This is a genomic window from Marinobacterium zhoushanense (assembly GCF_014641945.1).
Taxonomy (GTDB): Bacteria; Pseudomonadota; Gammaproteobacteria; order Pseudomonadales; family Balneatricaceae; genus Marinobacterium_D; species Marinobacterium_D zhoushanense.
Map to the genome: position 1 here is coordinate 328,457 of NZ_BMIJ01000004.1, position 25,074 is coordinate 353,530.

At 60.4% G+C, this 25,074-nt stretch carries 21 protein-coding genes; 7 read left to right on the plus strand and 14 right to left on the minus strand.

Going from position 1 to position 25,074, the window contains the following annotated elements:
• Window positions 1-75: 75 nt before the first annotated feature.
• From IEX40_RS11275 to recQ, 6 genes are all read right to left on the minus strand, one after another.
• A complete protein-coding gene (locus IEX40_RS11275) occupies window positions 76-546 on the minus strand; it encodes a hypothetical protein (protein ID WP_188748243.1) in 471 nt (156 codons plus the stop codon).
• 72 nt (window positions 547-618) lie between these two features.
• Entirely contained in the window at window positions 619-1,119 is a 501-nt protein-coding gene (hpaC, locus tag IEX40_RS11280; RefSeq protein WP_188748245.1) for a 4-hydroxyphenylacetate 3-monooxygenase, reductase component, read from the minus strand.
• A 70-nt stretch (window positions 1,120-1,189) separates the two neighbouring features.
• A complete protein-coding gene (gene ttcA / locus IEX40_RS11285; RefSeq protein ID WP_188748247.1) occupies window positions 1,190-2,152 on the minus strand; it encodes a tRNA 2-thiocytidine(32) synthetase TtcA in 963 nt (320 codons plus the stop codon).
• Window positions 2,153-2,222: 70 nt separating this feature from the next.
• Window positions 2,223-3,017: a hypothetical protein gene (locus tag IEX40_RS11290; protein WP_188748249.1), complete on the minus strand. Its 795-nt coding sequence runs from the start codon at window positions 3,015-3,017 to the stop codon at window positions 2,223-2,225.
• Window positions 3,018-3,043: 26 nt separating this feature from the next.
• On the minus strand, window positions 3,044-3,472 hold the full coding sequence (locus tag IEX40_RS11295) for a YqaA family protein (RefSeq protein WP_188748252.1): 429 nt from the start codon (window positions 3,470-3,472) through the stop codon (window positions 3,044-3,046).
• Window positions 3,473-3,499: 27 nt separating this feature from the next.
• Window positions 3,500-5,635 (minus strand): DNA helicase RecQ, encoded by a 2,136-nt coding sequence (gene recQ, locus IEX40_RS11300; RefSeq protein WP_188748254.1) that lies wholly within the window; start codon window positions 5,633-5,635, stop codon window positions 3,500-3,502.
• A gap of 120 nt (window positions 5,636-5,755) precedes the next feature.
• Here recQ and IEX40_RS11305 point away from each other — a divergent pair, with 120 nt between their 5' ends.
• The gene (locus IEX40_RS11305) at window positions 5,756-6,337 is read left to right on the plus strand and encodes a YecA/YgfB family protein (protein ID WP_188748256.1); all 582 of its coding nucleotides are present in this window, start codon (window positions 5,756-5,758) and stop codon (window positions 6,335-6,337) included.
• Between the two features lie 36 nt (window positions 6,338-6,373).
• Here IEX40_RS11305 and IEX40_RS11310 read toward each other — a convergent pair whose 3' ends face one another.
• From IEX40_RS11310 to IEX40_RS11320, 3 genes are read right to left on the minus strand one after another with little or no spacing between them, the layout of a single operon-like run.
• Window positions 6,374-6,709 carry a cupin domain-containing protein gene (locus tag IEX40_RS11310; RefSeq protein ID WP_229680717.1) on the minus strand — a complete coding sequence of 112 codons (336 nt, stop codon included), beginning with the start codon at window positions 6,707-6,709 and terminating at the stop codon, window positions 6,374-6,376.
• 42 nt (window positions 6,710-6,751) lie between these two features.
• The gene (locus tag IEX40_RS11315; protein WP_188748260.1) at window positions 6,752-7,633 is read right to left on the minus strand and encodes a sigma-70 family RNA polymerase sigma factor; all 882 of its coding nucleotides are present in this window, start codon (window positions 7,631-7,633) and stop codon (window positions 6,752-6,754) included.
• On the minus strand, window positions 7,630-8,850 hold the full coding sequence (locus IEX40_RS11320) for an NAD(P)/FAD-dependent oxidoreductase (protein ID WP_188748262.1): 1,221 nt from the start codon (window positions 8,848-8,850) through the stop codon (window positions 7,630-7,632). The genes IEX40_RS11315 and IEX40_RS11320 overlap by 4 nt, the downstream gene beginning before the upstream one ends.
• A 102-nt stretch (window positions 8,851-8,952) precedes the next feature.
• On the opposite strand from IEX40_RS11320, the gene IEX40_RS11325 reads away from it, so the two are divergent.
• Window positions 8,953-10,602 (plus strand): glycerol-3-phosphate dehydrogenase/oxidase, encoded by a 1,650-nt coding sequence (locus IEX40_RS11325; RefSeq protein ID WP_188748264.1) that lies wholly within the window; start codon window positions 8,953-8,955, stop codon window positions 10,600-10,602.
• 28 nt (window positions 10,603-10,630) lie between these two features.
• Here IEX40_RS11325 and IEX40_RS11330 read toward each other — a convergent pair whose 3' ends face one another.
• Both IEX40_RS11330 and IEX40_RS11335 read right to left on the minus strand, forming a co-directional pair.
• Entirely contained in the window at window positions 10,631-11,794 is a 1,164-nt protein-coding gene (locus IEX40_RS11330) for a DesA family fatty acid desaturase (RefSeq protein ID WP_188748266.1), read from the minus strand.
• A 136-nt stretch (window positions 11,795-11,930) separates the two neighbouring features.
• Window positions 11,931-13,892 carry a sigma-54-dependent Fis family transcriptional regulator gene (locus tag IEX40_RS11335; protein ID WP_188748268.1) on the minus strand — a complete coding sequence of 654 codons (1,962 nt, stop codon included), beginning with the start codon at window positions 13,890-13,892 and terminating at the stop codon, window positions 11,931-11,933.
• Between the two features lie 351 nt (window positions 13,893-14,243).
• On the opposite strand from IEX40_RS11335, the gene IEX40_RS11340 reads away from it, so the two are divergent.
• The 4 genes from IEX40_RS11340 (at window position 14,244) to secB (ending at window position 19,884) form a co-directional block, all read left to right on the plus strand.
• The gene (locus IEX40_RS11340) at window positions 14,244-16,385 is read left to right on the plus strand and encodes a hydantoinase/oxoprolinase family protein (RefSeq protein ID WP_188748270.1); all 2,142 of its coding nucleotides are present in this window, start codon (window positions 14,244-14,246) and stop codon (window positions 16,383-16,385) included.
• A 44-nt stretch (window positions 16,386-16,429) separates the two neighbouring features.
• Window positions 16,430-18,760: a hydantoinase B/oxoprolinase family protein gene (locus IEX40_RS11345; protein ID WP_188748272.1), complete on the plus strand. Its 2,331-nt coding sequence runs from the start codon at window positions 16,430-16,432 to the stop codon at window positions 18,758-18,760.
• A 78-nt stretch (window positions 18,761-18,838) separates the two neighbouring features.
• On the plus strand, window positions 18,839-19,336 hold the full coding sequence (locus tag IEX40_RS11350) for an acetone carboxylase subunit gamma (RefSeq protein ID WP_188748274.1): 498 nt from the start codon (window positions 18,839-18,841) through the stop codon (window positions 19,334-19,336).
• 104 nt (window positions 19,337-19,440) lie between these two features.
• Entirely contained in the window at window positions 19,441-19,884 is a 444-nt protein-coding gene (gene secB, locus IEX40_RS11355; RefSeq protein ID WP_188748276.1) for a protein-export chaperone SecB, read from the plus strand.
• On the opposite strand, the gene IEX40_RS11360 is transcribed toward secB, so the two are convergent.
• Complete coding sequence (locus IEX40_RS11360) at window positions 19,881-20,783, minus strand: EamA family transporter (RefSeq protein WP_188748279.1); 903 nt, start codon at window positions 20,781-20,783, stop codon at window positions 19,881-19,883. The genes secB and IEX40_RS11360 overlap by 4 nt on opposite strands.
• Window positions 20,784-20,829: 46 nt before the next feature.
• Window positions 20,830-21,396 (minus strand): helix-turn-helix domain-containing protein, encoded by a 567-nt coding sequence (locus IEX40_RS11365; protein WP_188748281.1) that lies wholly within the window; start codon window positions 21,394-21,396, stop codon window positions 20,830-20,832.
• Between the two features lie 114 nt (window positions 21,397-21,510).
• On the opposite strand from IEX40_RS11365, the gene IEX40_RS11370 reads away from it, so the two are divergent.
• Window positions 21,511-22,707: a benzoate/H(+) symporter BenE family transporter gene (locus tag IEX40_RS11370; RefSeq protein ID WP_188748283.1), complete on the plus strand. Its 1,197-nt coding sequence runs from the start codon at window positions 21,511-21,513 to the stop codon at window positions 22,705-22,707.
• A gap of 56 nt (window positions 22,708-22,763) precedes the next feature.
• Here the strand turns inward: IEX40_RS11370 and katG are convergent, their stop codons facing one another.
• Window positions 22,764-24,995, minus strand: a complete 2,232-nt coding sequence (gene katG / locus IEX40_RS11375; RefSeq protein WP_188748285.1) for a catalase/peroxidase HPI — start codon at window positions 24,993-24,995, stop codon at window positions 22,764-22,766.
• Window positions 24,996-25,074: the final 79 nt, after the last annotated feature.

Below are 25,074 nucleotides of genomic sequence, written 5' to 3' on the forward strand. Positions count from 1 at the left end.
TCCCGTGTCGACCGGGCGGCAATCACGCCGCCCGTTTTACGTTGTTCAGGAGTTGTCGCGCCGGGAGCAAGGGATTCAGGACTTCGGTTGCAACTGCTTGGCGCGGCTGTTCAGCCAGGAGCGGATGATGGCAGCCCGTTTCGGCTGCTTCAGGTAGTCACGAATAAACACATCGATCGACATCGCGGCCAGGGCCTGCTGACCGACCTCCAACCGCTGCATCAACCACCGACTGCTCAACACCTCTTCGCGCAGCGATGTGGCAACCTGCTGTTCCCAACCCTGCGGCATATACTGACGGCCATCGACGGAAAAGTGGACCTGGCTTTGACAATAGAAGGCGGGGATACCGATCTGCTCGACAAACGCATCGCAGACACGTACCGCCACATCCACCATGCCGACATCGTTGGCACGATCGGCATTCAAGCGGATGCTCTGATTGGTGGCGCCAAAATCAACGACGGTGTCGGCCTGGACCGACGCCGAACAGGCGAGTACGGACACCAGAGTCCACAGCCCGGCACGGGATGTAATAGCGCTCATCACTCATTCCCCCTTTGCCCGAGAGGCTGGGACTGACCGCCACGAGCGCCTCACAAGTAACGCTTCAGTCGGTCAGCCGTTTGTCGACAGGGTACGGAATCCACGATTGAAGTAAAGCAACGCATCCTGGTTTTCACACAGGACGACGTTGTCGATCTCGGTATAGAACACCGAGTGGCTGCCCACCTCGGCGACATCGACGATACGCCCCTCCAGTGCGGCCAGCGCGCCCCTCAGCATCGGCTGCTCCAGCACCGCGCCCGGCGCCCAGATATCGAGTGCAAAGCGCTCCTCCATCGCCACACCGGTCATACCGGCGAAGTGGCGGGAGACCTCCTCCTGCCCGGCATTGCAGACGTTGACGCAGAGACGGCCGTTGGCCTTGAACACCGCGTTGGTTTCACTGTTGCGATTGATGCAGACCAGCAGCGTCGCCGGGGAGTCCGATACCGAACAGACTGCTGTCGCGGTCAGTCCGCATGTACCGCTCTCGCCACGGGAGGTCACCACATTGACCGCCGCCGCAAGCTGGGACATGGCGTTGCGAAACAGCTGCTGTAACTCGTTCTGCATGATGAAGATCCTTCTGTTCAGGTCATGAACCTGCGCAAATAGTGTTGGGTTATGGTGTGTTATCAGGCGGCTAGAGCGACAGGATATCGATCCGTTCCATGGTCTGGACACCGCCGTTGCCGCTGGAGGACTCCTCATCCGACTCTGCACGGAAACCGGCCAGCGCCGCCGGGTCGGCGATACCATGGGGGAAGCCCAGCTGCAGCGACTTGAAATCGAACAGTGCAGTATCAGCCAGGTGCGAGGGCACCACGTTGCACAATGCTCTGAACATGGTTTCGATACGTCCGGGATTGGTTTTGTCCCAGCCCTGCAACATCTCCTTGATCACCTGACGCTGCAGGTTCTCCTGCGAGCCACACAGGTTACAGGGGATGATCGGGAACTGCTTGAGCTCGGCATACTCGGCGATATCCTTCTCCCGCGCATAGGCTAGCGGGCGGATCACCATGTTCTTGCCGTCGTCGGAGACCAGTTTAGGCGGCATCGATTTCAACTTGCCGCCATAGAACATGTTGAGGAAGAAGGTCTCGAGGATATCGTCACGGTGGTGCCCAAGGGCGATCTTGTTGGCACCGATCTCATCGGCGAAGCCATACAGGGTGCCGCGGCGCAGACGGGAGCAAAGCGCGCAGGTGGTCTTACCCTCAGGGACCACCTCTTTGACGATGGAGTAGGTATCGCGTTCGACGATATGGTAAGGCACGCCAATCGACGCCAGATACTCCGGCAGCACATGCTCGGGGAATCCCGGCTGTTTCTGATCCAGGTTCACTGCCACCAGCTCGAAATCAACCGGTGCGCTCTTCTGCAGGTTGAGCAATATATCGAGCATGGCATAGGAGTCTTTACCGCCGGACAGGCAGACCATCACCTTGTCGCCGGCCTCGATCATATTGAACGCCTCGATCGCCTGGCCCACCTCGCGGCGCAGTCGCTTCTGCAGCTTGTTCAGGCGGGTTTTGCGCTTTTTATCGAGTTCGTTGGTCGCGGCATCGACCTGATCGGCGTGAATGCGAGTATCGGCGGTCATGGCTGTGTACTGGGTCAGTTGCAAAGGGGCAAAATTATAGCCTAAAGCGCTCGCGGATTCAGCGCTTACGCTACTCTTCTTTCGCCGCGAGCCAGCCGATCTCGATCGCCGTCGCCGCGCCGACCACGGCATGGTCAAGACTCGGCGGCAACAGCGACCATCCCGGCGTCACCTGCACCCGTCCGCCCATGATCTCCGCGCGCTGCTGCGGGAACAGCGGTGCCTGTACCGGATCGGCAAAACCATCCGGCCAGAGCGGCTTGCCGCTCTGTACGTCATATTTGTCACTGGCCCCCAGGGTATGCAGCAACTCGTGTGCGGCGACAAAGTTGTTGATCCCCTGCTGTTGCTCACTGGCGTAGCCGTTGACCAGCCCGATCATCCCTTTCTGCAATCCGAGCGAGTGCTGCGTACCCAGCGGGTTATCGGGAGCGTAAAAACTCATGAAGATGCGGATATTGCTGTCCGCCGCATTCCAACTGTCGTAGCGCCAGACCCACAAGCGCATGCGTACCGCCCACCAGAGCGCCTGCACGATACTGGCCTGTTCAGGCACCCGCGGCGGCAGCGCCTCAATAGCCGGAGCCAGATGAACCCTCACCGGCCTGGTCAGTTCGATTTCGTAGCGAGCGCCCTCACGGGAGAAAAAAGACTCGATATCGCGGAAACTCTCCGGGGTGAGACTGGCGATATAGCGTGCCGTCGAATCCTGCCGGTCAGCGTTGATCGGGTAGATATGCACGACAACCGGATCGTGCCAATCGACGCTGCGCGTACTCGACAGCAGTAGGTATAGCGCCAGAATCACCAACAGTACCGACAGCAGCGACAGGCGCAGCCAGCCAAACAGCGTGGATCGACGCATCCACCCTCCCGGTTGTCAGACAGTTGTCAGATGTGCAGCAATCCGGCCACCGCCAGATACCGCACGCTCTTGCCCAGCGTTATCAGCAGCAGACTGGCGATCCAGTTGAACCTGAGCCAACCGGCGACCAGGCAGAGCGGGTCACCGATGATCGGCAGCCAGGCCAACAACAGCGCCATCGGTCCGAAACGCGCCAGCCGCTGCTGCGCCCGCTGGTGCTTTGCAGAAAGTATGCGAAGCGGGTAGCGCCGCTGCAACCACAGCCCCATGGCGAAGGTCAGCATACTGCCGAGTACATTGCCCAGCGTCGCCACCGAAACCGGCAACACCCACTCTCCGCGCTGCAGCACCATCCAGGCCAGAAGCGCCTCGGAACCACCGGGCAGCAGCGTCGACGAGATAAAAGCGCTGACAAAAAGCCAAGGTAGCGTCGGCTCAGCCCAGAAGCCTTCCATCACGAGACATCCATCAAACGGCGTCCATCAAACGGTATCCAGCCCCTGGGCGATGCAGCGCAGCACGCCGTACTCGTAGGCGCCGGCCAACGCCTCGTGTACCACCTTCAGCGAACCGCCCTTATGCCTGCGATGCTCCAGTATGGTCTGCTCGATCTGCCGGCGCTCCGCCTCGGGCAGTTCCACCACCTCATCCACGCCGATCGCGCCCTTGGCGATGGACGCCGCCAGGTGACCGTAGATCACGTTGACCGAGAGCTTCTGCTGCCTGGCCACCTGTTCAACGCTCATGCCGCTGCGGTAGAGCAGCAGCGTCTCCTCCGCTTGAGTATCGGTATCCGGCGCCGGCGCGACCTGATGCTCGTCGATCAGCTCAAGGAAGGGATCGCCGTACTGGGCCAGCTTGCGTTCGCCCACGCCGTTGAGGCGGCGCAACTGGATTGGCGTCAGCGGCCGGTACACCACCATCTCCATCAGCGTAGCGTCGTGAAAGATCACATAGGGCGGTACATCCTGCTCCTCTGCCAACTGTTTGCGCAGCGCCTTGAGCGCATTCCACAGCGCATGATCCTCGGCATCCAGTTGCTGCTGGGGTGCCCGACCACGTCCGCTGGCCACCTTGCTCGACGCGGCTTTACTGCGCAGATCGCGGCGTAGTTCCAGCGATTCCTCGCCGCGTAGCAGGGCCCGGCAGCGCTCGGCCAGCTGCAACGCACCATGACAGGGCTCCACGGTCAGATAGCCACGTGCCACCAGCTGGCGGAACACCGAACGCCACTGATTGCGATCAAGCTCCTTGCCGATACCCCAGGTGGTCAGCTGCTCATGGCCGCGCTGTCGCGATTTATCGGAGCTCTCGCCGAGCAGGATATCGATAATGTAGTTGACGCCGTAGATCTGCCCGCCGCGATAGACCGCCGACAGCGCCTTGCGCGCCGCCTCGGTCCCATCCCAGACCGGCACCGGCTCAAGACAGGTGTCGCAGTTGCCACAGGGCGGATGGTCAGGCTCACCGAAATAGGCCAGCAGCGCCTGGCGCCGGCAGTTGGTGATCTCACACAGGCCCAGCATCGCCTCCAGCTTCTGGCGCTCAACCTGCTTATGGATCTCGTCCGCCTGGGAGCCCTCCAGCATCTGGCGCAGGAAGATCACGTCCTGCAGGCCGTAGACCATCCAGGCATCGGCGGGTTGGCCATCACGACCCGCACGCCCGGTCTCCTGGTAGTAGGCCTCCACCGACTTGGGCAGATCCAGATGAGCGACGAAACGGACATTGGGCTTGTCGATACCCATGCCGAAGGCGATGGTGGCGACCATAATGATCGGTTCTTCGGTCAGAAAGCGGTGCAGATGGTGCTGCCTGAGTTCCGGCGACAGCCCGGCGTGATAGGGCAAGGCGTTGAAGCCACGCTCGCTGAGCCAGGCGGCGGTATCCTCCACCCGCTTGCGCGACAGGCAGTAGACGATCCCCACATCCTGGGCGTGCTCCTCCTTGATGAAACGCAGCAACTGCTCCCGCGCCCTGTCTTTCTGGCCGATGCGGTAGCGGATATTGGGCCGGTCAAAGCCCTGAATAAAGATGCGCGCATCGGTCAGCTCCAGCCGCTCGATGATCTCCTGCCGGGTACGGGCATCGGCGGTAGCGGTCAGCGCAATACGCGGCACACCGGGGAACAGCCCACGCAGGCGGTTGAGCTGCATGTATTCGGGACGGAAATCATGCCCCCACTGGGATACGCAGTGCGCCTCGTCGATGGCAAACAGCGCCAGCTTCGCGCGCTGGAACAGCGCCAGCGAGCGCGGTTGCAACAGCCGCTCGGGCGCAATGTAGATCATGTCCAGCTCACCGTTGACCAGCTGCGCCTCAGTGGCCTGCAGCTGCTCCAGCGGCAGCGAGGAGTTCAGGCAACCGGCGCGGATACCGAGCTGGGACAGGGCGCTGACCTGATCCTGCATCAGCGCGATCAGCGGCGAAATCACCACCCCGGTGCCTTCTCGCGCCAGCGACGGCAGCTGGTAACAGAGAGATTTGCCCCCGCCGGTGGGCATGATGACCAGTGCGTCCTGTCCGTTCAGCAACGTCTCGACAACGGCATCCTGCGGAGGACGAAAACTCTCGAAGCCGAATACCTCGGCTAATATCTGCTTTGCGCGTTCAATCATGCCGCGCATTATCCGCGATGCTCCCCGGCAAGTCATCTGCGGATAGCGCAATTTCGCGGTACCCGCGGACCGCTTTAGAGAGTAGAATCAGCGCACATCGAACTGCTGGAAGCCCGCACCATGACCGTTAACACTGCCGCCCTGATCACTGAAGACGAACTGGATATCCTTGAGGAGTTCCTGTTTTCGCCCGCCGTATCGGAAGAAGCACTGGATCTGATCGGTGCCCATGGTTTGCTCTGTGCTATCAATATTTCGCCGGCCGCAGTACCGGAGGCTGAATGGCTGGAGCTGATATTCGATGGCGAGCCGAAGTGGGAGTCCGCCGCGCAGAATGAGCAGATCATCGGTCTGTTGCGCAAGCTGAACAACACCATCAGCAACGACCTCTACTCCGATCAGGAGATCCTGCTGCCCTGCGAACTGACGCTGGAGCCGGAAGAGGACGAAGAGCTGACCGAGATCACCCTCTGGGCCCAGTCCTTCATGGAAGGGGTGTTCATCCGCGAAGATGACTGGTTCGGCCAGGACGAGGAGGAGGTTGCCGGCCTGCTGCTGCCGATCATGGTCGCCTCCGACCTGTTCGAGGACAGCGAAATCACCGATATCCGCAAGGACCGTGCGCTGTCCGAAGAGATGTGTGCGCAGATCCCGGAAGTGTTGATCGACCTCTACCTGCACTTCCACGCACCGGAGAAGTAAGGGGGCAGGGCCTTACGCCAGCGCCGACGGTCGAGTTCAGCCGTCGGCGGCCGGATAGTGCACCGCCAGCCAGACGGTGGGCCTGTCCGGTACCGTCCAGCTAACCCGATGACAGGTATGAGCGGGAATATCCAGAGCATCGCCCGGAGCCAGCTCGACCTCGGAGCCATCCTCGAACGCCAGACGCGCCGCCCCCTCTAGCAGCATCACCCATTCATGGTTCGGCTGGTCGTACCAGCCACTCTCCGGCGAACTCTGGCCCTGAGAGACGATCCGCTCGATCATCACACCGTTCACGCCCGCCAGTCGCTCGAACACCTCGCCGTTCGCGGCATCCGGCAGCCCTCGCAATAGGTTTATCACCTCGATCACATCGACTCCTTGAACTGCACTGAATGACATTTCACAACACCGCTAGACCATCTCACGCCTTGCCGTTCTCAATTTATCCGGATTTCTGACCATCAGGAGATGGCGAATCTGTTCTCCCTGCCGGATCAGTGTACAGGTTGTAACAGGCTCCCTGTTCACGTAAATCAAGATACCCGGCTCATTGTTGATATTTGCGGTGCGAAAATGGACCTCATCATCCCGGTAATAGTGCTGCAACCCCGCCAGAAACGTCAGAATACAGTCACGTCCATGCAGCGGCTTGGACAGAGCCACTGCCTTGCCTCCGCCATCCGATACGAGACTTGCATCTTCATGCAGTAACTTGAGCAAGGCTTGAGTATCGGCATTGACGAGCGCCGACAACAACTGCTCCATCCAGTACTGATTAACCGCTAGAGTCGATGACCGCTCGCCGGTGGACAGCTCCATTTTTTGGCAAGCACGACGATAGATCTGTCGGCAGTTATCGATCGATTTCTCCACGATATCCGCAATCCGTTCATACGGCAGATCCAGCACATCACGCAACACCAGTACCGCCCGTTGTGTAGGCGAAAGCGCTTCCATCATCCACAGGACGCCCTGACTGACCTGCTGATAGCGATGGGTCAGTTCACTGGGGCAGGCCTGAAGTACGGTTTCTTCGACCAGAGGTTCCGGCAGCCATGGGCCTTCATAGCCCTCTCGGTACCGGGCTCGCCGCAACGCATCGATGCACTGGCGGCTTACCAGGGTAATGAGATACGCCTGGGACGATTCAAGCGAGTCGATCGACACGGACTGAAATTTCAGGAATGCATCCTGCAGAATGTCTTCGGCATCCTGCTTACTGCCCAGCATTCGATAGGCCAGCGCAAACAGACTCGATCGATGTTTTTGAAACGCTTCCAGAGCCGATGTCATAGGGTGTATTCCGTTGATTGTGACTCAACGCTGCTCGGAGCTTGATCCTTGTTCCTGAAGCCGGGCCACCGATATAGGGGCCGGCCCGTCATTAGCTCCCACTTCACAGCGGCATAAGTCATGCGACAAATCCCCTCCTTGATCCACACGGCCAAGCGGCCTCGACTGATGCGTTCGATCGGCCGGTCGTCACGATCGACATATTGAATCAGCCCTTCATGCCGACCAAGTGAAACACAGCGGAAGGCATAGCCAAAATGGAAGGGTTTCAGGGCCTGGCCATCCAACAGCCGCCGCAGGTTCTCTCCTGCTCTCGCCCCTTGCGGCATAGCGGTCACACAGCCCATACGCAACCAATCGGCTCGCCCTCCCCTCACCCGACCGGCATCACCGGCGACGAACAATCGCTCCTGCCCGGCCACCCGGAGGTACTCATCCGTTAGTACCCGCCCCTCCTCGTCTGTCGGCAGTCCCGCCTCCGCCGCCAAGGACGATACCCGGAAACCACCGGCCCAGAGACAACGGTCCACCGCAATACGCTCGCCATCTGCGCACACCAAGGCATCTGCCGTTACTCGATCGATTGTTCGGTTCTCCAGTATGCAAATGTCCAATCGCTTCAGTACCTCGTACAGATGGCGATACGCCTTTGCGGACCAGCTCGACGTCAACGAGGATCCGCATACCAAACTGACATTCAGGTCCGGAAAGCCCTCCTTCAACTCCGTCGCACTCTCCAACGCGGTCAGCCCACCACCGACCACTGCAACATGCGCCTTGCGGCGAGCGAGCACCTCCGCTTCAGCGTAGACCTCTTGTACGGAACGCATGGAGGTGAAACGCCAGGCATGCTCTTCGACACCCGCGACCGAGCCGGCTATCCGACTGCCCAGGGCCAGTACGAGGTAGTCATAGTGTAGGGTTCGGCGTTGATTTGACTGGAGAATGGTGACACATCGCTTGTCCGGATGCAGATGCTCAACCCGGCCCTGCAGGAAGCCGATGCCTCGCCGCTTCAACAGCCCTGCATAGCTCAACCTCTTCGGTTCACGGCCCGTCAGCACTTCATGGTAGCGAATACGTTGTTCAAAATGATTTCGAGCATCGACCAACGTGATATCAAGGCGGTGCCGATTGGAACGGGCCAAGCGGGCAGCACACATCAGACCGGCATAACCGCCGCCCAGGATCAGGATTCTCGGAGCCGTTTTCGTCATGGCGCATCCTCATAAGCTAAGACATTACCCGGAAGACGTTTGAGATCTCGGTTTTGTGACGGTCGAGATGAAAAAGGCCGATTATCTCTATACTGAGAGACAATGCTGAAAGACCGGGCCCAGTATGAGAACAAGAGAGGCCGATACCCCTTGAGCCTGCGCGCGCGCAATCTGACCCGATTGGAGTCGGAAACCTTCGATGTACTGATCATCGGTGGCGGCATCAACGGCGCCGTCTCCGCCGCAGCGCTGTCCGCACGCGGCGCTCGCGTCGCGTTGATCGACCGCGGCGACTTCGCCGGAGAAACCAGCTCCAACAGCTCCAACCTGGCCTGGGGCGGCATCAAGTATCTCGAAAGCGGCGAGCTGCTGCTGGTCGAGCGCCTCTGTTGTAGCCGCAACCAGCTGATGCGGGCCTACCCCTCAACGGTCAGGGAGATGCGCTTTCTCACCACCCTGCAACGCGGATTTCGCAAACCGGCCTGGATGCTCTACGCCGGTACCCTGCTGTACTGGGCGCTGGGCCGCTTCCACACCCGTGCACCTACACTGCTCAGTCGCGCCGACTTGAAACGACGCGAACAGGTGATCGACGACAGCGCGGCGGTGGGTGGCGTCGAGTACTCCGACTGCTACCTGCATGACAATGACGCCCGCTTCACTTTCAACTTCATCCGCACGGCGATGGACTATGACTGCATCGCCGCCAACTACGTGGAAGCGGTGGGGTTCGCGCGGGATACCCGGGGCTGGTGCATCGACGCGCGTGATAGAGAGACTGGCGCCCCGCTGCAGATCCGGGCCCAGACCCTGATCAACGCCTGCGGCCCCTGGGCCGACAGCGTCAATGCCGAAGCCGGGATCGACACCGAGTATCACCACCTGTTCTCCAAGGGCGTGCACCTGATTGTCGACCGCATCACCGACAGCAACCGCATCCTCACCTTCTTCGCCAGCGATGGCCGCCTGTTCTTCGTCATCCCCATGGGCCCCAAAACCTGTATCGGCACCACCGATACCCAGGTGGATCGACCGGAAGCGACAATCTCTGAAGAGGACCGGCACTTCATTCTCGATAATGCCAACCACCTGCTGCAGCTGGATAAGCCGCTGAGCGATGAGGACGTGATCGCTGAACGCTGCGGCGTGCGTCCCTTGGCGGTCAGCAACCAGGGTGACCAGACGGCGGACTGGGTCAGGCTGTCGCGCCAACACCGGATCGATGTGGATCGACTGCACCGTCATCTGAGCATCTACGGTGGCAAGCTGACCGATTGCCTCAACGTGGGCGAGGAGGTGTGCCGGGCAGTAACCGAACTTGGCGTCGATCTGCCCTACCGCAAACGCAAATGGTATGGTGAGCCCCATATCAGTCTCTATCGGGAGTACCTGCACCAGGCGCAACTGATGCACCTGGATGCGATTACACCGGCCAGCTCGAGCGAGAAACTCACGACCCGGCTCTGGCGACGCTACGGTGCCAGCGCCCTGGAGCTGCTTGAGGGGATCAGGGAGAATCCCGCCTGGGGTGAACTTCTGATCGAAAACGCCGAATACCTGCGTGGCGAGATCGAACTGGCGGCGCGGCGCGAGATGATCACCCGGCTGGATGATTTCCTGCGTCGGCGTTCGAAGATCGCCTTGGTGGTGCCGAAAGAGCAACTGCTCAGGTCGCCCGGCCTGTACCAGGCCTGCGTCATCCTGTTCGGTGAGCGTGCGGAAGAGAAACTGGCACAGTATACCGACGGCTGAGATCCCTAAATCGCGGGGCCGGAAGGGATCACATCCGCTGTTGGGCTCGTTGAGGCGGCGATACCTGCATCAGCCGCTCGGCAAACTCCTCCAACGCGGCCACACCGGTCCTGCGTGCATCCTCGCACCACTCATGCAAAGCGCGGCCCAGGCGTTCGCCGGAACGCTCCGGCAGGCTCCATATCTCCCGCAATCGGCGCTGGAACTCATACACCGTCGCCAGTCGCTGGCTCATCGACAGCGACGAATCGACACTGGAGCGCTGGGCCGCGGTGAGCCGATGCTTCTCGCGTAACAGCAGCCAGCGGGCACGTTTGAGCAGGCGACGACTGGCAGGTCCATGCTGCCGGTATTCGAGCTTCAGCGTCGGCAGCAGCACCTGACGACCGTATAAACGCAATAGTTGCAGGCGATTGAGTGCCGCCGAGGGATCCAGCGGCTGCTTCTGAATCAACGAGCTCCTGCGTACGCGGGCCAGCCCCAGCAGCTCGAGGCAGCGGATATAGAACCAACCGATATCGAACTCGAACCAACGGCAGGAGAGACGCGCCGACATCGGCGCGGCATGGTGGTTGTTGTGCATCTCCTCGCCACCGATCAACAAACCGACCGGGATGAGGTTGCGCGAGGCATCGTCGGTTTCGAAATTACGATATCCCACCCAGTGTCCAAGGCCGTTGATCACGCCGGCGGCCCAGAACGGAATCCACAGCATCTGCACCGCCCAGATCGTCAGCCCGATGGCACCGAAGCAGAGAATATCGATCACCAGCAACAGGCTGATTCCGAGGCAGGGAAAACGGCTATAGAGGTTGCGCTCGACCCAGTCGTTCGGGGTGCCCTTGCCGTAGCGCTCAAGCAGTTCCGGATCGCTGAGCGCGCCCCTGTAGAGCTCCACCCCCTGCCAGAGCACTTGGTTGATCCCCCGCACCTGGGGGCTGTGTGGATCCTGCTGAATATCGCAGAAGGCATGATGCTTACGGTGGATCGCCACCCACTCTTTGGTCACCATGCCGGTGGTCAGCCAGAGCCAGAAGCGCATCGGATGGGCCGCGAACGGGTGCAGTGTCACCGAACGGTGGGCCTGGGCTCGGTGCAGAAAGACGGTCACCGATACGATGGTCAGATGGGTCAGAATCAGGGCAACCATCAGGTAGCCCCACCAGGGCAAGGGGAAGAAACCGTCCAGCATACCGTGCTCCAATCAGGTGTGACTTCTCTGGCGCACCCGGACCGACAACTGGCCAATGGATCTTACGCCGCTCTTTTCAGATTAGTCTGCCCTTGAACACTTTTTGTTCAATGTGGAAATTTTCATCCAAGTGCATTTAGCGTCCCAGGTCATATTTCTTCAGTTTGATGTACAGCGTGCTCTTGGCAATCTGCAGCTGTTTCGCTACCTGCGTCAGGTTACCGCCCTGCTCTCGAATCGCCTGGGCGATCATCTCTCGTTCGGCCAGCTCCAGCGGGCTGATCCCCTGCTCAGTAACCGCCGCTGTCGAAACCGCCTTGAACTCAGGTGCCAGATCCTCAGGAGTCAGTGCGTCGCTCTCCGACAGGAAAAACGCCGTGGTAATGGTATTGGCCAGCTCGCGAATATTGCCCGGCCAATCATGTGCATGCAAAAGTAGCAACAGCTCCGGGCTCAACCCCTTAGGTTCGCGGTTGTGCTCTCGGGCCAATCGTGCCAGAAGATGCTGTGCCAGCGGCCCAATATCATCTCGCCGCTCGCGCAGCGGCGGAATCCTCAGCCCCATGGAGGAGACCCGGTAGAAGAGATCCATGCGGAAACGCCCCTCTGCCACCTCCTGCGTCATATCGCGGTTGGTTGCCGCCACCAAACGGAAGTTCACCTTGCGCGGGGTGGTTTCGCCGACACGACAGATCTCCGACTCCTGCAGCACACGCAGGAACATTGGTTGCAGATCCAATGGCATCTCGCCGATCTCGTCGAGGAACAACGTACCGCCGTTGGCTGCCTCGATCTTCCCCTGCATACCACCACGTCGCGCACCGGTAAAGGCACCGTCGACATAGCCGAACAGCTCCGCCGCCAGCAGATCCCGCGAGAGTCCGCCGCAGTTAAGCGCAACGAAGGTACCGTTCCGGGTCGGCCCGGTTTCATGGATAGCACGGGCAAACAGCTCCTTGCCAACACCGGTTTCGCCCTGCAGCAAGATCGGAATCGGTGCCTGTGCCAGCCTTTTGGCCTGGGCGATGGTCGCCTGGATCAGCGCACTGTGTCCGGCAATGCGGGCAAAGCCTGAGCTCTCACCGGAGAACCCCAACGATTCAGGTGCGGTCTCGGTAGCTCGCGCACTGCGCTCGAACGGCAGTGGTATCACCGCCAGGTGACCGATGGTGTCACCCGCATGCAGTACCGGCTCAATCCAGTTCACATCCAGTAGCGCGAGTAATGGCACCGCACTTGAGTTGGTATCACCACTGCCCAGGCTCAGCAATGGATTGTAGGGCGTCAAATCGGCCTGGATACCGCGGATCGCCAGAACCCGTTCGGCCATACCGTTCGCACGCAGCATGCGGCCGTTGGCATCGAACAGCAGTACACCGTCCGAGATGTTACGAGCGAAACGGTCTACAGTAAGGCCGAGCAGCAGATCCCGCCGTGCCAGCTGGAACTGCGCCAACTGCCCCTCTATTCGGCGCGCGCCGGAGATCGCCAGCGCCAGACAATAGTCGTGTTGGGTATGCTTTAGGCCCGAGATATTCACCGCCCCGCGGATACTTTTTTCAAATGGATCGCGGATTACAGCGGCGGAACAGGTCCAGCAACTGATGTCATCACAGAAGTGCTCATAGGCGTGCACCTGGACCGAAGCGTTGACACTCAGTGCGGTGCCGATAGCGTTGGTACCTGCAGCCTGCTCCTGCCAGTTGACACCGGGAATAAGACTGAAGTCTTGGGCAAGATCCAGGGTAGCCGGGTCGCCATCGCAACGCAGGATGACGCCGGAGGGTGCGACCAGATGCATGATGGTACCGGAGTCGGCCAGCAACTGATGCGCCTCGTTCATAATGATATCCGAGGCCGAGATCAGCTCTTCGTCCTGTTGCCAGAGCTGCTCGAGATCACGGTCATTGAGACGCTCTCGCTGCTGGATGCGCGGATCCACGTCCTTCGCCAGGCAACGCTGCCAGGAAGCTTCGATCACTGACCGGACCGTATTGTCAGGCAGCATCGCCCCGGACAGCATCCGGTCGCGGGCAGCCGCAATGCGTGCCGGCTGCTCAACCGCAGAGGACCCTTTCAGAGAAAAGATTTGGCTCATGAGGCGTTCACCCCGTCGTTGTTATTATGCGTGAGCGCTTTTCATTCTCTGCCCCTTTGTAGGGGATTACAAGCGATCAATTATTCACCACTCCAGATCCATTTCCTGCTCCGAGAAAGCGTTCGAATACCGTCCGCCGACCGTCTGAATATCGAACGCTTTTGCGACGACCTAAATCACAACAGCCAACTTAAAAACGATATATTTCAACAAGTTAAATAAAATTAGAACCTTTGGCACAGCGGTTGCGATAGGGGTAACGAGGCCGGCGCGTCCCGCGTTCAGCCCTGTCGATACCACGTCGCGTGTGGCCATCGACGTATCGGATAACAATAACTAGAGGATACGATCTTGAACCAACTATCCAATCCCGTAGAAGTCATGGGCATCGATGCCGGCGGCACGATGACCGATACCTTCTTTGTCCGCGCCGATGGCGAATTCGTCGTCGGCAAGGCACAGAGTAATGTCAACGAGTCCCAGGCGGTGCTCGAATCCAGTGCCGACGCCCTGTCACACTGGGGCCGTAGCGTCGAGGATGTGTTCCCTGAGATGGTCACCTGTGTGTTTTCCGGCACCGCGATGCTAAACCGCGTGGTGGGCCGCAAGGGGCTGCGTACCGGTCTGATCGTGAGCAAGGGGTTCGAGGATTTCCACCGCATGGGACGGGCGATCCAGAGCTACCTCGGCTACGCGTTCGAGGATCGCATCCATCTCAACACCCACCGCTACGATCAGCCGCTGGTGGAGATCAAGGACACCCGCGGCGTGACCGAGCGCATCGACTCCCGAGGCAATGTGGTGATCCCGGTACGCCTGCACGAGGCTCGCGAAGCCGCTCGCGAGCTGATTGAGCAGGGCTGCAAGGCGATTGTCATCAGCCTGCTCAGCTCCTACCTCAACGGCAAGCATGAGCGCGAAGTACGCGATGTCTGCAAAGAGGTCGCTCGCGAGATGGGCGTCGAGATCCCGGTCTTCGCATCCGTCGACTACTATCCGGTTCGCAAAGAGAGCCACCGCACCAACACCACAGTATTGGAAGCCTATGCGGCCGAACCCTCACGCGCCACACTGGGCACCATCAGCGACAGCATGAAAGAGGTGGGCGGCAAGTTCGACCTGCGCGTGATGGCCAGCCACGGCGGCACAATTAGTTGGAAAGCGAAGGAGCTGGCGCGCTCGCTGGTCTCCGGTCCGATCGGTGGCGTTATCGGCGCCAAGTTCCTCGGTGAGCGCCTCGGTTACGAGAACATCGCCTGCTCCGATATCGGCGGCACCAGCTTCGACATGGCTCTGATCACCAAGAACAACTTCGCCATGCATCAGGATGGCGATATGGCACGACTGGTACTGTCGCTGCCGCTGGTTTCGATGGACACCATCGGCGCCGGTGCCGGCAGCTTCGTGCGTATCGACCCCTACACCAACTCGATCAAACTGGGCCCGGACAGCGCCGGTTACCGCGTCGGCACTTGCTGGCCCGACGGCGGCGTCGACACCGTATCGGTCACCGACTGCCACATCATCCTCGGCTACCTGAACCCGGACAACTTCCTCGGCGGCATCCTGAACCTGGATGTGGAGAGAGCCCGTCAGTCGATCAAGACTCAGGTAGCCGACCCGCTCGGCCTCTCGGTGGAAGACGCTGCGGCAGGCGTTATCGAACTGCTCGACCTGTCACTGCGCCAGCATCTGCGCGCCATGATCACCGGCAAGGGCTACAGCCCGCGTGATTTCGTCTGCTTTTCCTATGGTGGCGGCGGTCCGGTACACGCCTACGGCTATACCAAAGGCCTTGGCTTCAAGGAGACCATCGTCCCGGCCTGGGCGGCAGGTTTCTCCGCCTTCGGTTGCGCCACCGCCGACTTCGAATACCGCTACGACAAGAGTGTCGATATCGGCATCACCCACGAGTCCTCCGAAACCGAGGTACAAGCGGCAATCAACACGCTGCAGAGTGCCTGGAACGAACTGCGTGAGAAGGTGCTGGAGGAGTTCCGCATAAACGGTTTCAGCGATGACGAGGTCACGCTGACACCGGGGTATCGCATGCAGTACCTGGGTCAGCTCAACGACCTGGAGATCGACTCACCGCTGGCGTCGGTTTCCAGCGCCGACAACTGGGACGATCTGATCAAGGCGTTCGACGACACCTACGCCCGCGTTTACGCCAGTGCCGCACGCTCGCCGGAGCTTGGCTTCGGTATCACCGGCGCAATCCTGCGCGGTTCGGTGGAGACCAAGAAACCCAACATCCCGGAGGAGCCAGACGCCGGACCCAAGCCGGCACCGGAATCCTCTCTCGGTTCCCGCCCCTTCTACTACGAGAAGAAGTGGGTCGACGCCAAGCTCTACAAAATGGAGCTACTCAAGCCCGGTAACGAGATCAAGGGACCGGCGGTCATCGAATCCGATGCAACCACCTTTGTCGTACCGCCCGGCTTCGAGACCTTCCTTGACGTCAACCGGCTATTCCACCTGATCGAGTGCTGAACCCACTCAAGTCGACAACAACTATAAGAGACGAAGGTTTAACCATGACAATCATGAAAAATATCACCGACGGCAGCGCCGTCGGGAGCCTGCTAAAAAGCGGCTTGTCACTGAACGACCACCGTAACCTGATCCTGCAGCGTACCAAGGAAACCGGCTTCTACGACGGTCGTGAGAACCTTGAGCTGAAGGAGTCCGACCCGATCGCCTACGAGCGTATCTTCTCCAAGCTCCGCGCCGGGCTGGTCAGCTCCCGTGAGGTGGCGAAGAAGATCGCCGCTTCACCGATCGTCGAGCAGGAAGGCGAACTCTGCTTCACCCTCTACAACGTGGCGGGCGACTGTATCGCCACCTCCACCGGGATCATCATCCACGTTGGCACAATGGGCGCCGCGATCAAGTACATGATCCAGAACAACTGGGAGGCCAACCCCGGCATCAACCCGGGCGACATGTTCACCAACAACGACTGCCAGATCGGTAACGTGCACCCCTGCGATATCGCCACCATCGTGCCGATCTTCCATGAAGACAAGCTGGTGGGTTGGGTCGGCGGCGTCACCCACGTTATCGACGTCGGTGCCGTGGGCCCGGGCTCCATGTCCAACGGCCAGATCCAGCGCTTCGGCGACGGCGTGCAGATCACCTGCCGCAAGACCGGTGTCAACGACACGCCGCTGCGCGACTGGCTGCACGAGAGCCAGCGTAACGTGCGTACGCCGAAGTACTGGATCCTCGACGAAAAGACCCGTATCGCCGGCTGCCACATGATCCGCGACCTGGTCGAGGAGACCATCCGAGAAGAGGGAGTCGAGGCGTACGAACAGTTCGCCATGGAAGTGGTCGAGGATGGCCGTCGCGGCCTGACCAGCCGCATCAAGTCGATGACCATTCCCGGCACCTACAAGACCGTGGCCTTCGTCGATGTGCCCTACGCCCACGAGGATGTTGCGGTACCCTCGCCGTTCGCCAAGGTCGACACCATCATGCACGCGCCGTGCGAAATCACGGTGAAGCCGGATGCCACCTGGCGCCTGGACTTCGAGGGCTGCAGCCGCTGGGGATGGCACACCTACAACGCGAACCCGGTGGCGTTCACCAGCGGTATCTGGGTGATGATGACGCAGACCCTTGTGCCCACCGAGCGCATCAACGACGGTGCCCGCTACGCCACTGAGTTCCGCCTACCCAAGGGCACCTGGACCAACCCTGACGACCGCCGCACCGCCCACGCCGACGCCTGGCACTTCCTGGTCTCTTCATGGAGTTCGCTGTGGCGCGGTATCAGCCGCTCCTACTTCGGCCGCGGTTATCTGGAGGAGGTCAACGCCGGTAACTCCAATCCCTGTAACTGGCTGCAGGGTGGCGGTATCAACCAGGAGGGTGAGATCCACGCCGTCAACAGCTTCGAGACCGCGGCCTGCGGTACCGGTGCCTGTGCGGTCAAGGATGGTCTGAACCACGCTGCCGCAATCTGGAACCCGGAAGGCGATATGGGCGATATCGAGATCTGGGAACTGGCGGAACCGCTGCTCTACATGGGCCGCACCATCAAGACCAACTCCGGCGGGTACGGCAAATACCGCGGCGGCCTGGGCTTCGAAACCCTGCGTATGGTCTGGGGCTCAGCCGACTGGACCATGTTCTTCATGGGCAACGGCTACATGAACAGCGACTGGGGCCTGATGGGGGGCTACCCGTCCGCCACAGGCTACCGCTTCGAAGCACACGATACCGAGCTGCTGGACCGTATCAAGGAGGGGATGTCCCTGCCCCAGGGCAAGGATCTGAACCCGGACCTGCCGGAACTCGAAAAGCACATAAGCCCGAACGCCAAGGTCAAACGCGACAAGCAGTGCATCACCACCGAGGCGATCTTCGAGAACGGCGATCTCTACCTCAACTACCTGCGCGGAGGCCCCGGCTTCGGCGACCCGCTGGATCGCGATCCGGAAGCGGTCGAGGAGGATCTGAACCAGAACTTCCTGCTGCCCGGTTATGCCGAGAAGGTGTACGGCGTGGTGATCATGCGTGACGAGGAGGGTCATTGGGAGGTCGATCTCAAAGAGACCGAGATCCGCCGCCAGGTGATCCGCCAGGCACGTGTCGCCGCTGGCGTACCGGTACGCGAATGGATGGAACAGGAGCGGGAGAGGATCCTCGATCAACAGGCGTCCGTGCAGGTGAAGCAGATGTTCGCCTCCAGCTTCGCCCTGTCACCGAAATTCCTTGCCGAGTTCAAGAGCTTCTGGGATCTGCCGGAGCATTGGCAGTTGCTGGAGGAGAGTTTGGGTATCCCGATGTTCGGTGCCAAGCACCATATGGACCTCAGCGAACTACCCGACGTCCATCCGGTGATCATGACCGAACAGTAAGGCTCGGTCGCGTTGATGCACCGCCGGGGCCGAACCGCCGGCCCCACCATCCAACGAATAATAAGATGAGTAACGAAGATGACTACCTATACCAAGAAGCAGGTCAAAGACCTGGTAAGCGGCGAACTGGACTGGGACTCGCTGCACCAGATGCTATCGATGCCAAAGGACAAGGAGCGCTACGGCCAGTATATCGAGGTGCTGCAGGAGCAGGTGTCCTGGAACGACCGCATCCTGCTGCCGCTGGGGCCGCACCTCTACATCGTCGAGAGCAAGGACAAGTCGCTGATCACCAAGTGCAGCTGCGGCCACGATTTTGGCGATTACCGCCAGAACTGGAAATTGAATGCGCTGGTGTACGTCCGCGACAGCGAAGAGAAGATGAACCAGGTCTACCCGAAACTGATGGCCCCGCATACCGACTGGCAGGTGTACCGCGAGTACTACTGCCCCACCTGCGGCACCATGCACGATGTCGAAGCGCCGACTCCCTGGTATCCGGTGATCCACGACTTCCAGCCAGACCTGAAGGCGTTCTTCGACTGGCTGGATATGCCGGCACCGGTCAACGCTTAATGTCGTCGCAGCTGTAGTCGAAAGAACGGATCCCGACGTTCCCCCGGGACCCGTTCTTTACTCAGCGCACGCCCCGCCCGCACCTAATCCGAAAGGAGCCCCCTATGAGCGAACTCAACAACAAAGCCGAACCGCACTTTTCGATGCAGAAGATCTACCTGAAAGGCACCGCGTTCGAATCGCCCCATTCCGCAGCGGTGTTCAGCCAGGACTGGAAGCCCCGAACCACTCTGGAGTTGGATGTTCAGTATGAAGAGGTGGACAGTGGACGCTACGAGGTGGTGTTAACCGTCAGCCTCACCGCACGCAACGCCGAGCAACTGGCATTCACGCTGGAGGTGGAGCAGGCGGCCCTGTTTCTGATCCAAGGTTTTCCCGAAGACCAGCTACAGCAGGCGCTGGGCGCCGCCTGTCCCAGCGTCATGTTTCCCTATCTGCGTGAGAACGTGGATCACCTGCTGGTCAAGGGCGGCTATCCCGCACTGACGCTGGCACCGGTCAACTTCGACGCTATGTACCGAGAGCAGCGCTCGAGCTCAGCCGCTTAAATCGATTCCGCTTTCAGCCGCCTGCGTAGACGCAGGCGGTCGCCAAAGACATTGATCATCAGCCCGAACAGGATCAAAGCAATGCCGGCCAGTTGAATCAGGCTCAACCCCTCGTCCAATATCAGCCAGGCGGTGACCAGGCCGACCACCGGCACCACCAGTGTCAGCGGCGCCACGGTGGAGGCCGGGTAGTGGCGCATCAGAAAGGCCCAACTGCCGTAACCGAACAACGTGGCCACCATCGCCAGGTAGAGCAGCGAACCCACCGACTTAAGCCCCATCTGGTCCAGGCTGCTCAAGATCAGCTCCGGGCCCTCAAGCCAGAGCGAGAGCAATAGAAAGGGTATCGGCGGCACCAGCGCACCCCAGACCACCAAGCTCATCAGGTTCACCCCGCCCAGCTGTCCGATCCGGCGATTGACGATATTGCCGAGGCCCCAGCTGGCGGCAGCCGCGATGGTCAGCAGAAAACCGGCCAGCGTCATTTCGTCAGCCGGCGTTTTCGTGGCCAGCAGGGTCAAACCGGATGAGGCTACCATCAACGACAGCAACTGCGGCAGGTGCCAGCGCTCGCCGAGCAGTACCAGGGCGAAGATCATGGTGAACAGCATCTGCGACTGCAGCACCAGCGAGGCCAGCCCGGCAGGCATGCCCAGGTACATGGCACTGAACAGCAGCGCGAACTGACCCAGGCTGATCGTCGCGCCATAAGCCAGCAGCCACTTCAGCGGCAGCTTCGGTGGCTTGACGAACAGTGCAGCGGGGAATGCCACCAGAGCAAAACGTAGCGCACCAAGCAGCATCGGCGGCAGCTCATCGAGACCGAAGCGGATGACGACAAAATTAACGCCCCAGCCCAGCACAATCAGCAGTGCCAGCCCCCAGTGTTTCAGGCTCAATTGAATACTCCCTGTAAAAGAGGATCGCTGCCGCAGCGGGCGGCTGTCATTTCCGCTGCTGAGGATAATGAATCAGGTTATGAAATACAGCCGGCGATTGTGTCAGGTTGCGATAGCCATGGGCTCTGTCTGCGACAAAGCGCACCGCGTCGCCCTCGCGCATCCTCTGCCACTGACCATCGATCAACACCTCCATCTGCCCCCGGATGACGATCACATGCTCGGTCACCCCCTTGGCATGCGGCTCTGAGTTCCGCTCGTAACCGGGCGGCAGGGTCAGTTCGAACAGCTCGAAACCGAAGGCTGCATCGTAGGGAAAAAGCGAAGCCACCAGCATCAGGTCTTGCGTCGGCTGATGCCGCAAGCGTTCGGCCTGACGTAGCTCGCCGCCCGCGCCGGCGATAAGCGGATCGGTAAACTCCGACAACGCGACATCGAAGCCGGTGGCGATCTTCCACAGCGTGGCGAGTGTCGGACTCGACTCTCCCCGCTCGATCTGCCCCAGCATCGCCTTGCTGACCCCTGTTTCCTGGGCGGTCTGTTCCAGACTCCAGCCCCTTGCCCGGCGCTTCGCTTTCAGTGCCTGTACAAGGTACTCGTTGGGATCCTGCATGATCTCTCCACGGATGCAAAAAACTGTTTGTACGTTATAGCGCACAAGGGTATGGTAACTCAACATGTGCGTTATAACGTCCGCAGCGCAAAGACTGGCTGACAAGGAGGAAACATGAAGTGCCTGTTCAATCTATCGCATATCTCAGCAGGCTTTGTCGCCGTGCTGGTGGGCTACACCAGCTCTGCGGTGATCATCTTTCAGGCAGCCGCTTCTGCCGGTGCGGGTCCTGCCGAGATCAGCTCCTGGCTCTGGGCGCTGGGCATCGGCATGGCGCTGACCAGTATCGGATTATCGCTGCGCTACAAAACACCGGTGCTGACCGCCTGGTCCACACCCGGTGCCGCCCTGCTGGTCACCGGCCTGTCCGGGCTAAGCCTGAACGAGGCGGTGGGCGTGTTCCTGTTCAGCTCAGCATTGATCACCCTTTGCGGTATCACCGGCTGGTTCGAGCGACTGATGCGCCATATTCCCTCACCGCTGGCGGCGGCCATGCTGGCCGGGGTGCTGCTGCAGTTCGGTCTGCAGCTGTTCGGTGCCCTGCAACATCAGCTGCTGCTGGTGGCCGCCATGCTGGTTTGCTATCTGGTAGTCCGCCAGTTGCTGCCCCGTTATGTGATACCGGTCACACTGCTGATCGGATTGCTCATTGCCACCGGACAGGGGCTACTGCAGGTTGAGGTACTGAGCTGGCAGTTGGCCAGACCGGTCTGGGTCATGCCCGAGTTTTCCATCACGGCGTTGATCGGCGTCGGCATTCCACTGTTTATCGTCACCATGGCCTCTCAAAATATACCGGGGTTGGCGGTGTTGCGTGCCAATGGCTACGACACCCCCGCCTCACCGCTAATCACCGGTACCGGACTGACCGGACTGCTCTTGGCCCCCTTTGGCGGTTTTGCCTTCAACCTGGCGGCGATAACGGCAGCTATCTGCATGGGGCGTGAGGCCGATCCGGACCCGGCGCGGCGCTATATGGCCACGGTTTGGGCGGGCTTTTTCTACCTGTTGACCGGGCTCTTCGGTGCCACGGTCGCGGCACTGTTTGCCGCCTTTCCCGCCGAACTGGTGATGGCGATCGCGGGGCTTGCCCTGCTCGGCACTATCGGTAACAGTCTGGGCGCGGCGCTACATGATAGCGACAGTCGCGAAGCCGCGCTGATTACCTTCTTGGTCACCGCTTCAGGTATTACGTTGGCCGGAGTGGGAAGTGCGTTCTGGGGTTTGGCTGCGGGCCTGCTCGGGTACCACTTACCGAAACTGATAACCACTGTGCGCAGCGCTGGGTTGTCGGCAAGATCAGAACCCTGAGTGCAGAAAAATGGCGCCTGTAGCAGGCGCCATATCCTAGCGAGCCAGAGTTGCGCTCAGGCAAGGTCGAAACGATCCGCGTTCATCACCTTATTCCAGGCGGCGACGAAGTCGTTCACGAACTTATCCTGTGCATCACCCTGACCGTAGACCTCCGCCAGAGCGCGTAGCTGCGAGTTGGAACCGAACACCAGGTCTACCCGTGTGGCGGTCCATTTCGGCTCTCCGGTTTTGAGGTCTCGACCCTCGAAGGTCTGTTTGCTGTCATCGGTGGCGCTCCACACCGTGCTCATATCGAGCAGATTGACGAAGAAGTCGTTGCTCAACACTCCCGGCCGCTTGGTCAGCACACCGTGTTGCGTCTGCTCGAAGTTGGCATCGAGCACGCGCATCCCACCGATCAGTACGGTCATCTCCGGCGCGGTCAGGGTCAGCAACTGGGCGCGATCGACCAGCATCTCCTCCGCCGACACCGCGTAACGTTGCTTCTGGTAGTTGCGGAAACCATCGGCCAAGGGTTCCAGCATGGTGAAGTTGTCCACGTCGGTCTGTTCCTGGGTCGCATCGATACGCCCCGGCTCAAAAGGCACCTTGATCTCGACGCCGGCATCTTTCGCCGCTTGCTCGATCGCGGCACAGCCGCCGATCACGATCAGATCGGCCATCGACACCTCCTTGTTCAGCACCTGTGCGGCATCGAACTCCTGCTTGATCTTGTCGAACACCTGCAACACCTTCGCCAGTCGGGTCGGCTGGTTGACCGCCCAATCCTTCTGCGGCGCCAGGCGGATCCGGGCGCCGTTGGCACCACCGCGCTTGTCGGAGCCGCGGAAGGTGGAAGCCGATGCCCAGGCGGTGGAAACCAGGTCGGAGATCGATAGTCCGGACGCCAAAAGCTTGCTTTTCAGCGTTTCGACATCGTCCGGATCGACCTCGTCGTGTTTGATCGGCGGCAGCGGGTCCTGCCAGATCAGATCCTCAGCCGGTACCTCCGGCCCCAGATAACGCGACTTCGGCCCCATATCACGGTGGGTCAGCTTGAACCAGGCGCGGGCAAAGGCGTCGGCGAACTCCTCCGGGTTGGCATGGAAGTGCTCGGCTATCCTGCGATATTCCGGATCTTCACGTATTCCAATATCCGCCGTGGTCATCATGATACCAACGCGTTTGCCGGGATCCTCCGCATCCGGCGCATGATCCTTCTCGGCCAGATCTTTCGGCTGCCACTGATAGGCACCGGCCGGGCTCTTGGTCAGCTCCCATTCGTAACCGAGCAGTACGTCGAAATAGCCCATGTCCCAGCGTGTCGGATTGGCGGTCCAGGCGCCCTCGATGCCACTGGTAATGGCATCGCGCCCCTTACCGCTGCCGTGGGAACTCTTCCAGCCCAGCCCCATCTGCTCCAGTTCCGCCGCCTCCGGCTCGGGACCGACAAGGGCGGGGTCCCCTGCGCCGTGCGCCTTGCCGAAGGTATGACCGCCCGCGGTCAGGGCTACGGTTTCGTAGTCGTCCATCGCCATACGGGCGAAGGTTTCCCGTACATCTTTGGCCGAGGCGAGCGGATCCGGGTTGCCGTCAGGGCCCTCCGGGTTTACGTAGATCAACCCCATCTGTACCGCGGCCAGCGGATTATCCAACTCCCGCTCGCCGGAATAACGACTGTTGGCCTGATCGCTGGTGGCCAGCCACTCGCGCTCGTTACCCCAGTAGATATCCTCCTCCGGCTCCCAGATATCCTCGCGGCCGCCGCCGAAGCCGAAGGTCTTGAACCCCATCGATTCCAGCGCACAGTTACCGGCCAGGATCATCAGGTCAGCCCAGGACAGTTTATTGCCATACTTCTGCTTGATCGGCCATAACAGGCGACGCGCCTTGTCCAGGTTACCGTTGTCCGGCCAGCTGTTGAGCGGCGCGAAGCGCTGCGAGCCCGAGCCGGCACCGCCACGGCCATCGCCGATGCGATAGGTACCGGCGCTGTGCCAGGCCATGCGGATAAACAGGGGCCCGTAATGGCCATAGTCGGCCGGCCACCACTCCTGTGAGTCGGTCATCAGCGCGTAGAGGTCCTGCTTCACAGCCGCCAGATCAAGGGTCTTGAACGCCTCGGCGTAATCGAATCCCTCATCCATCGGATCGGATAGGGAGGAGTTCTGGTGGAGTATCTTCAAGTTCAATTGGTTGGGCCACCAATCCTGGTTGGCCGTACCTGCGCCCCCCATTTTGGTCCGTGCACCATGCATGAAGGGGCATTTGCCTGCTGCATTGGACGTGTTGTTTCCTGCGCTCATCGATTCAACTCCCATGTTTGAGTAAGTGAGCCAACCTAAAAAAAACGGGTTCTTCTTAGATTTATCGTGTCTACAGGTA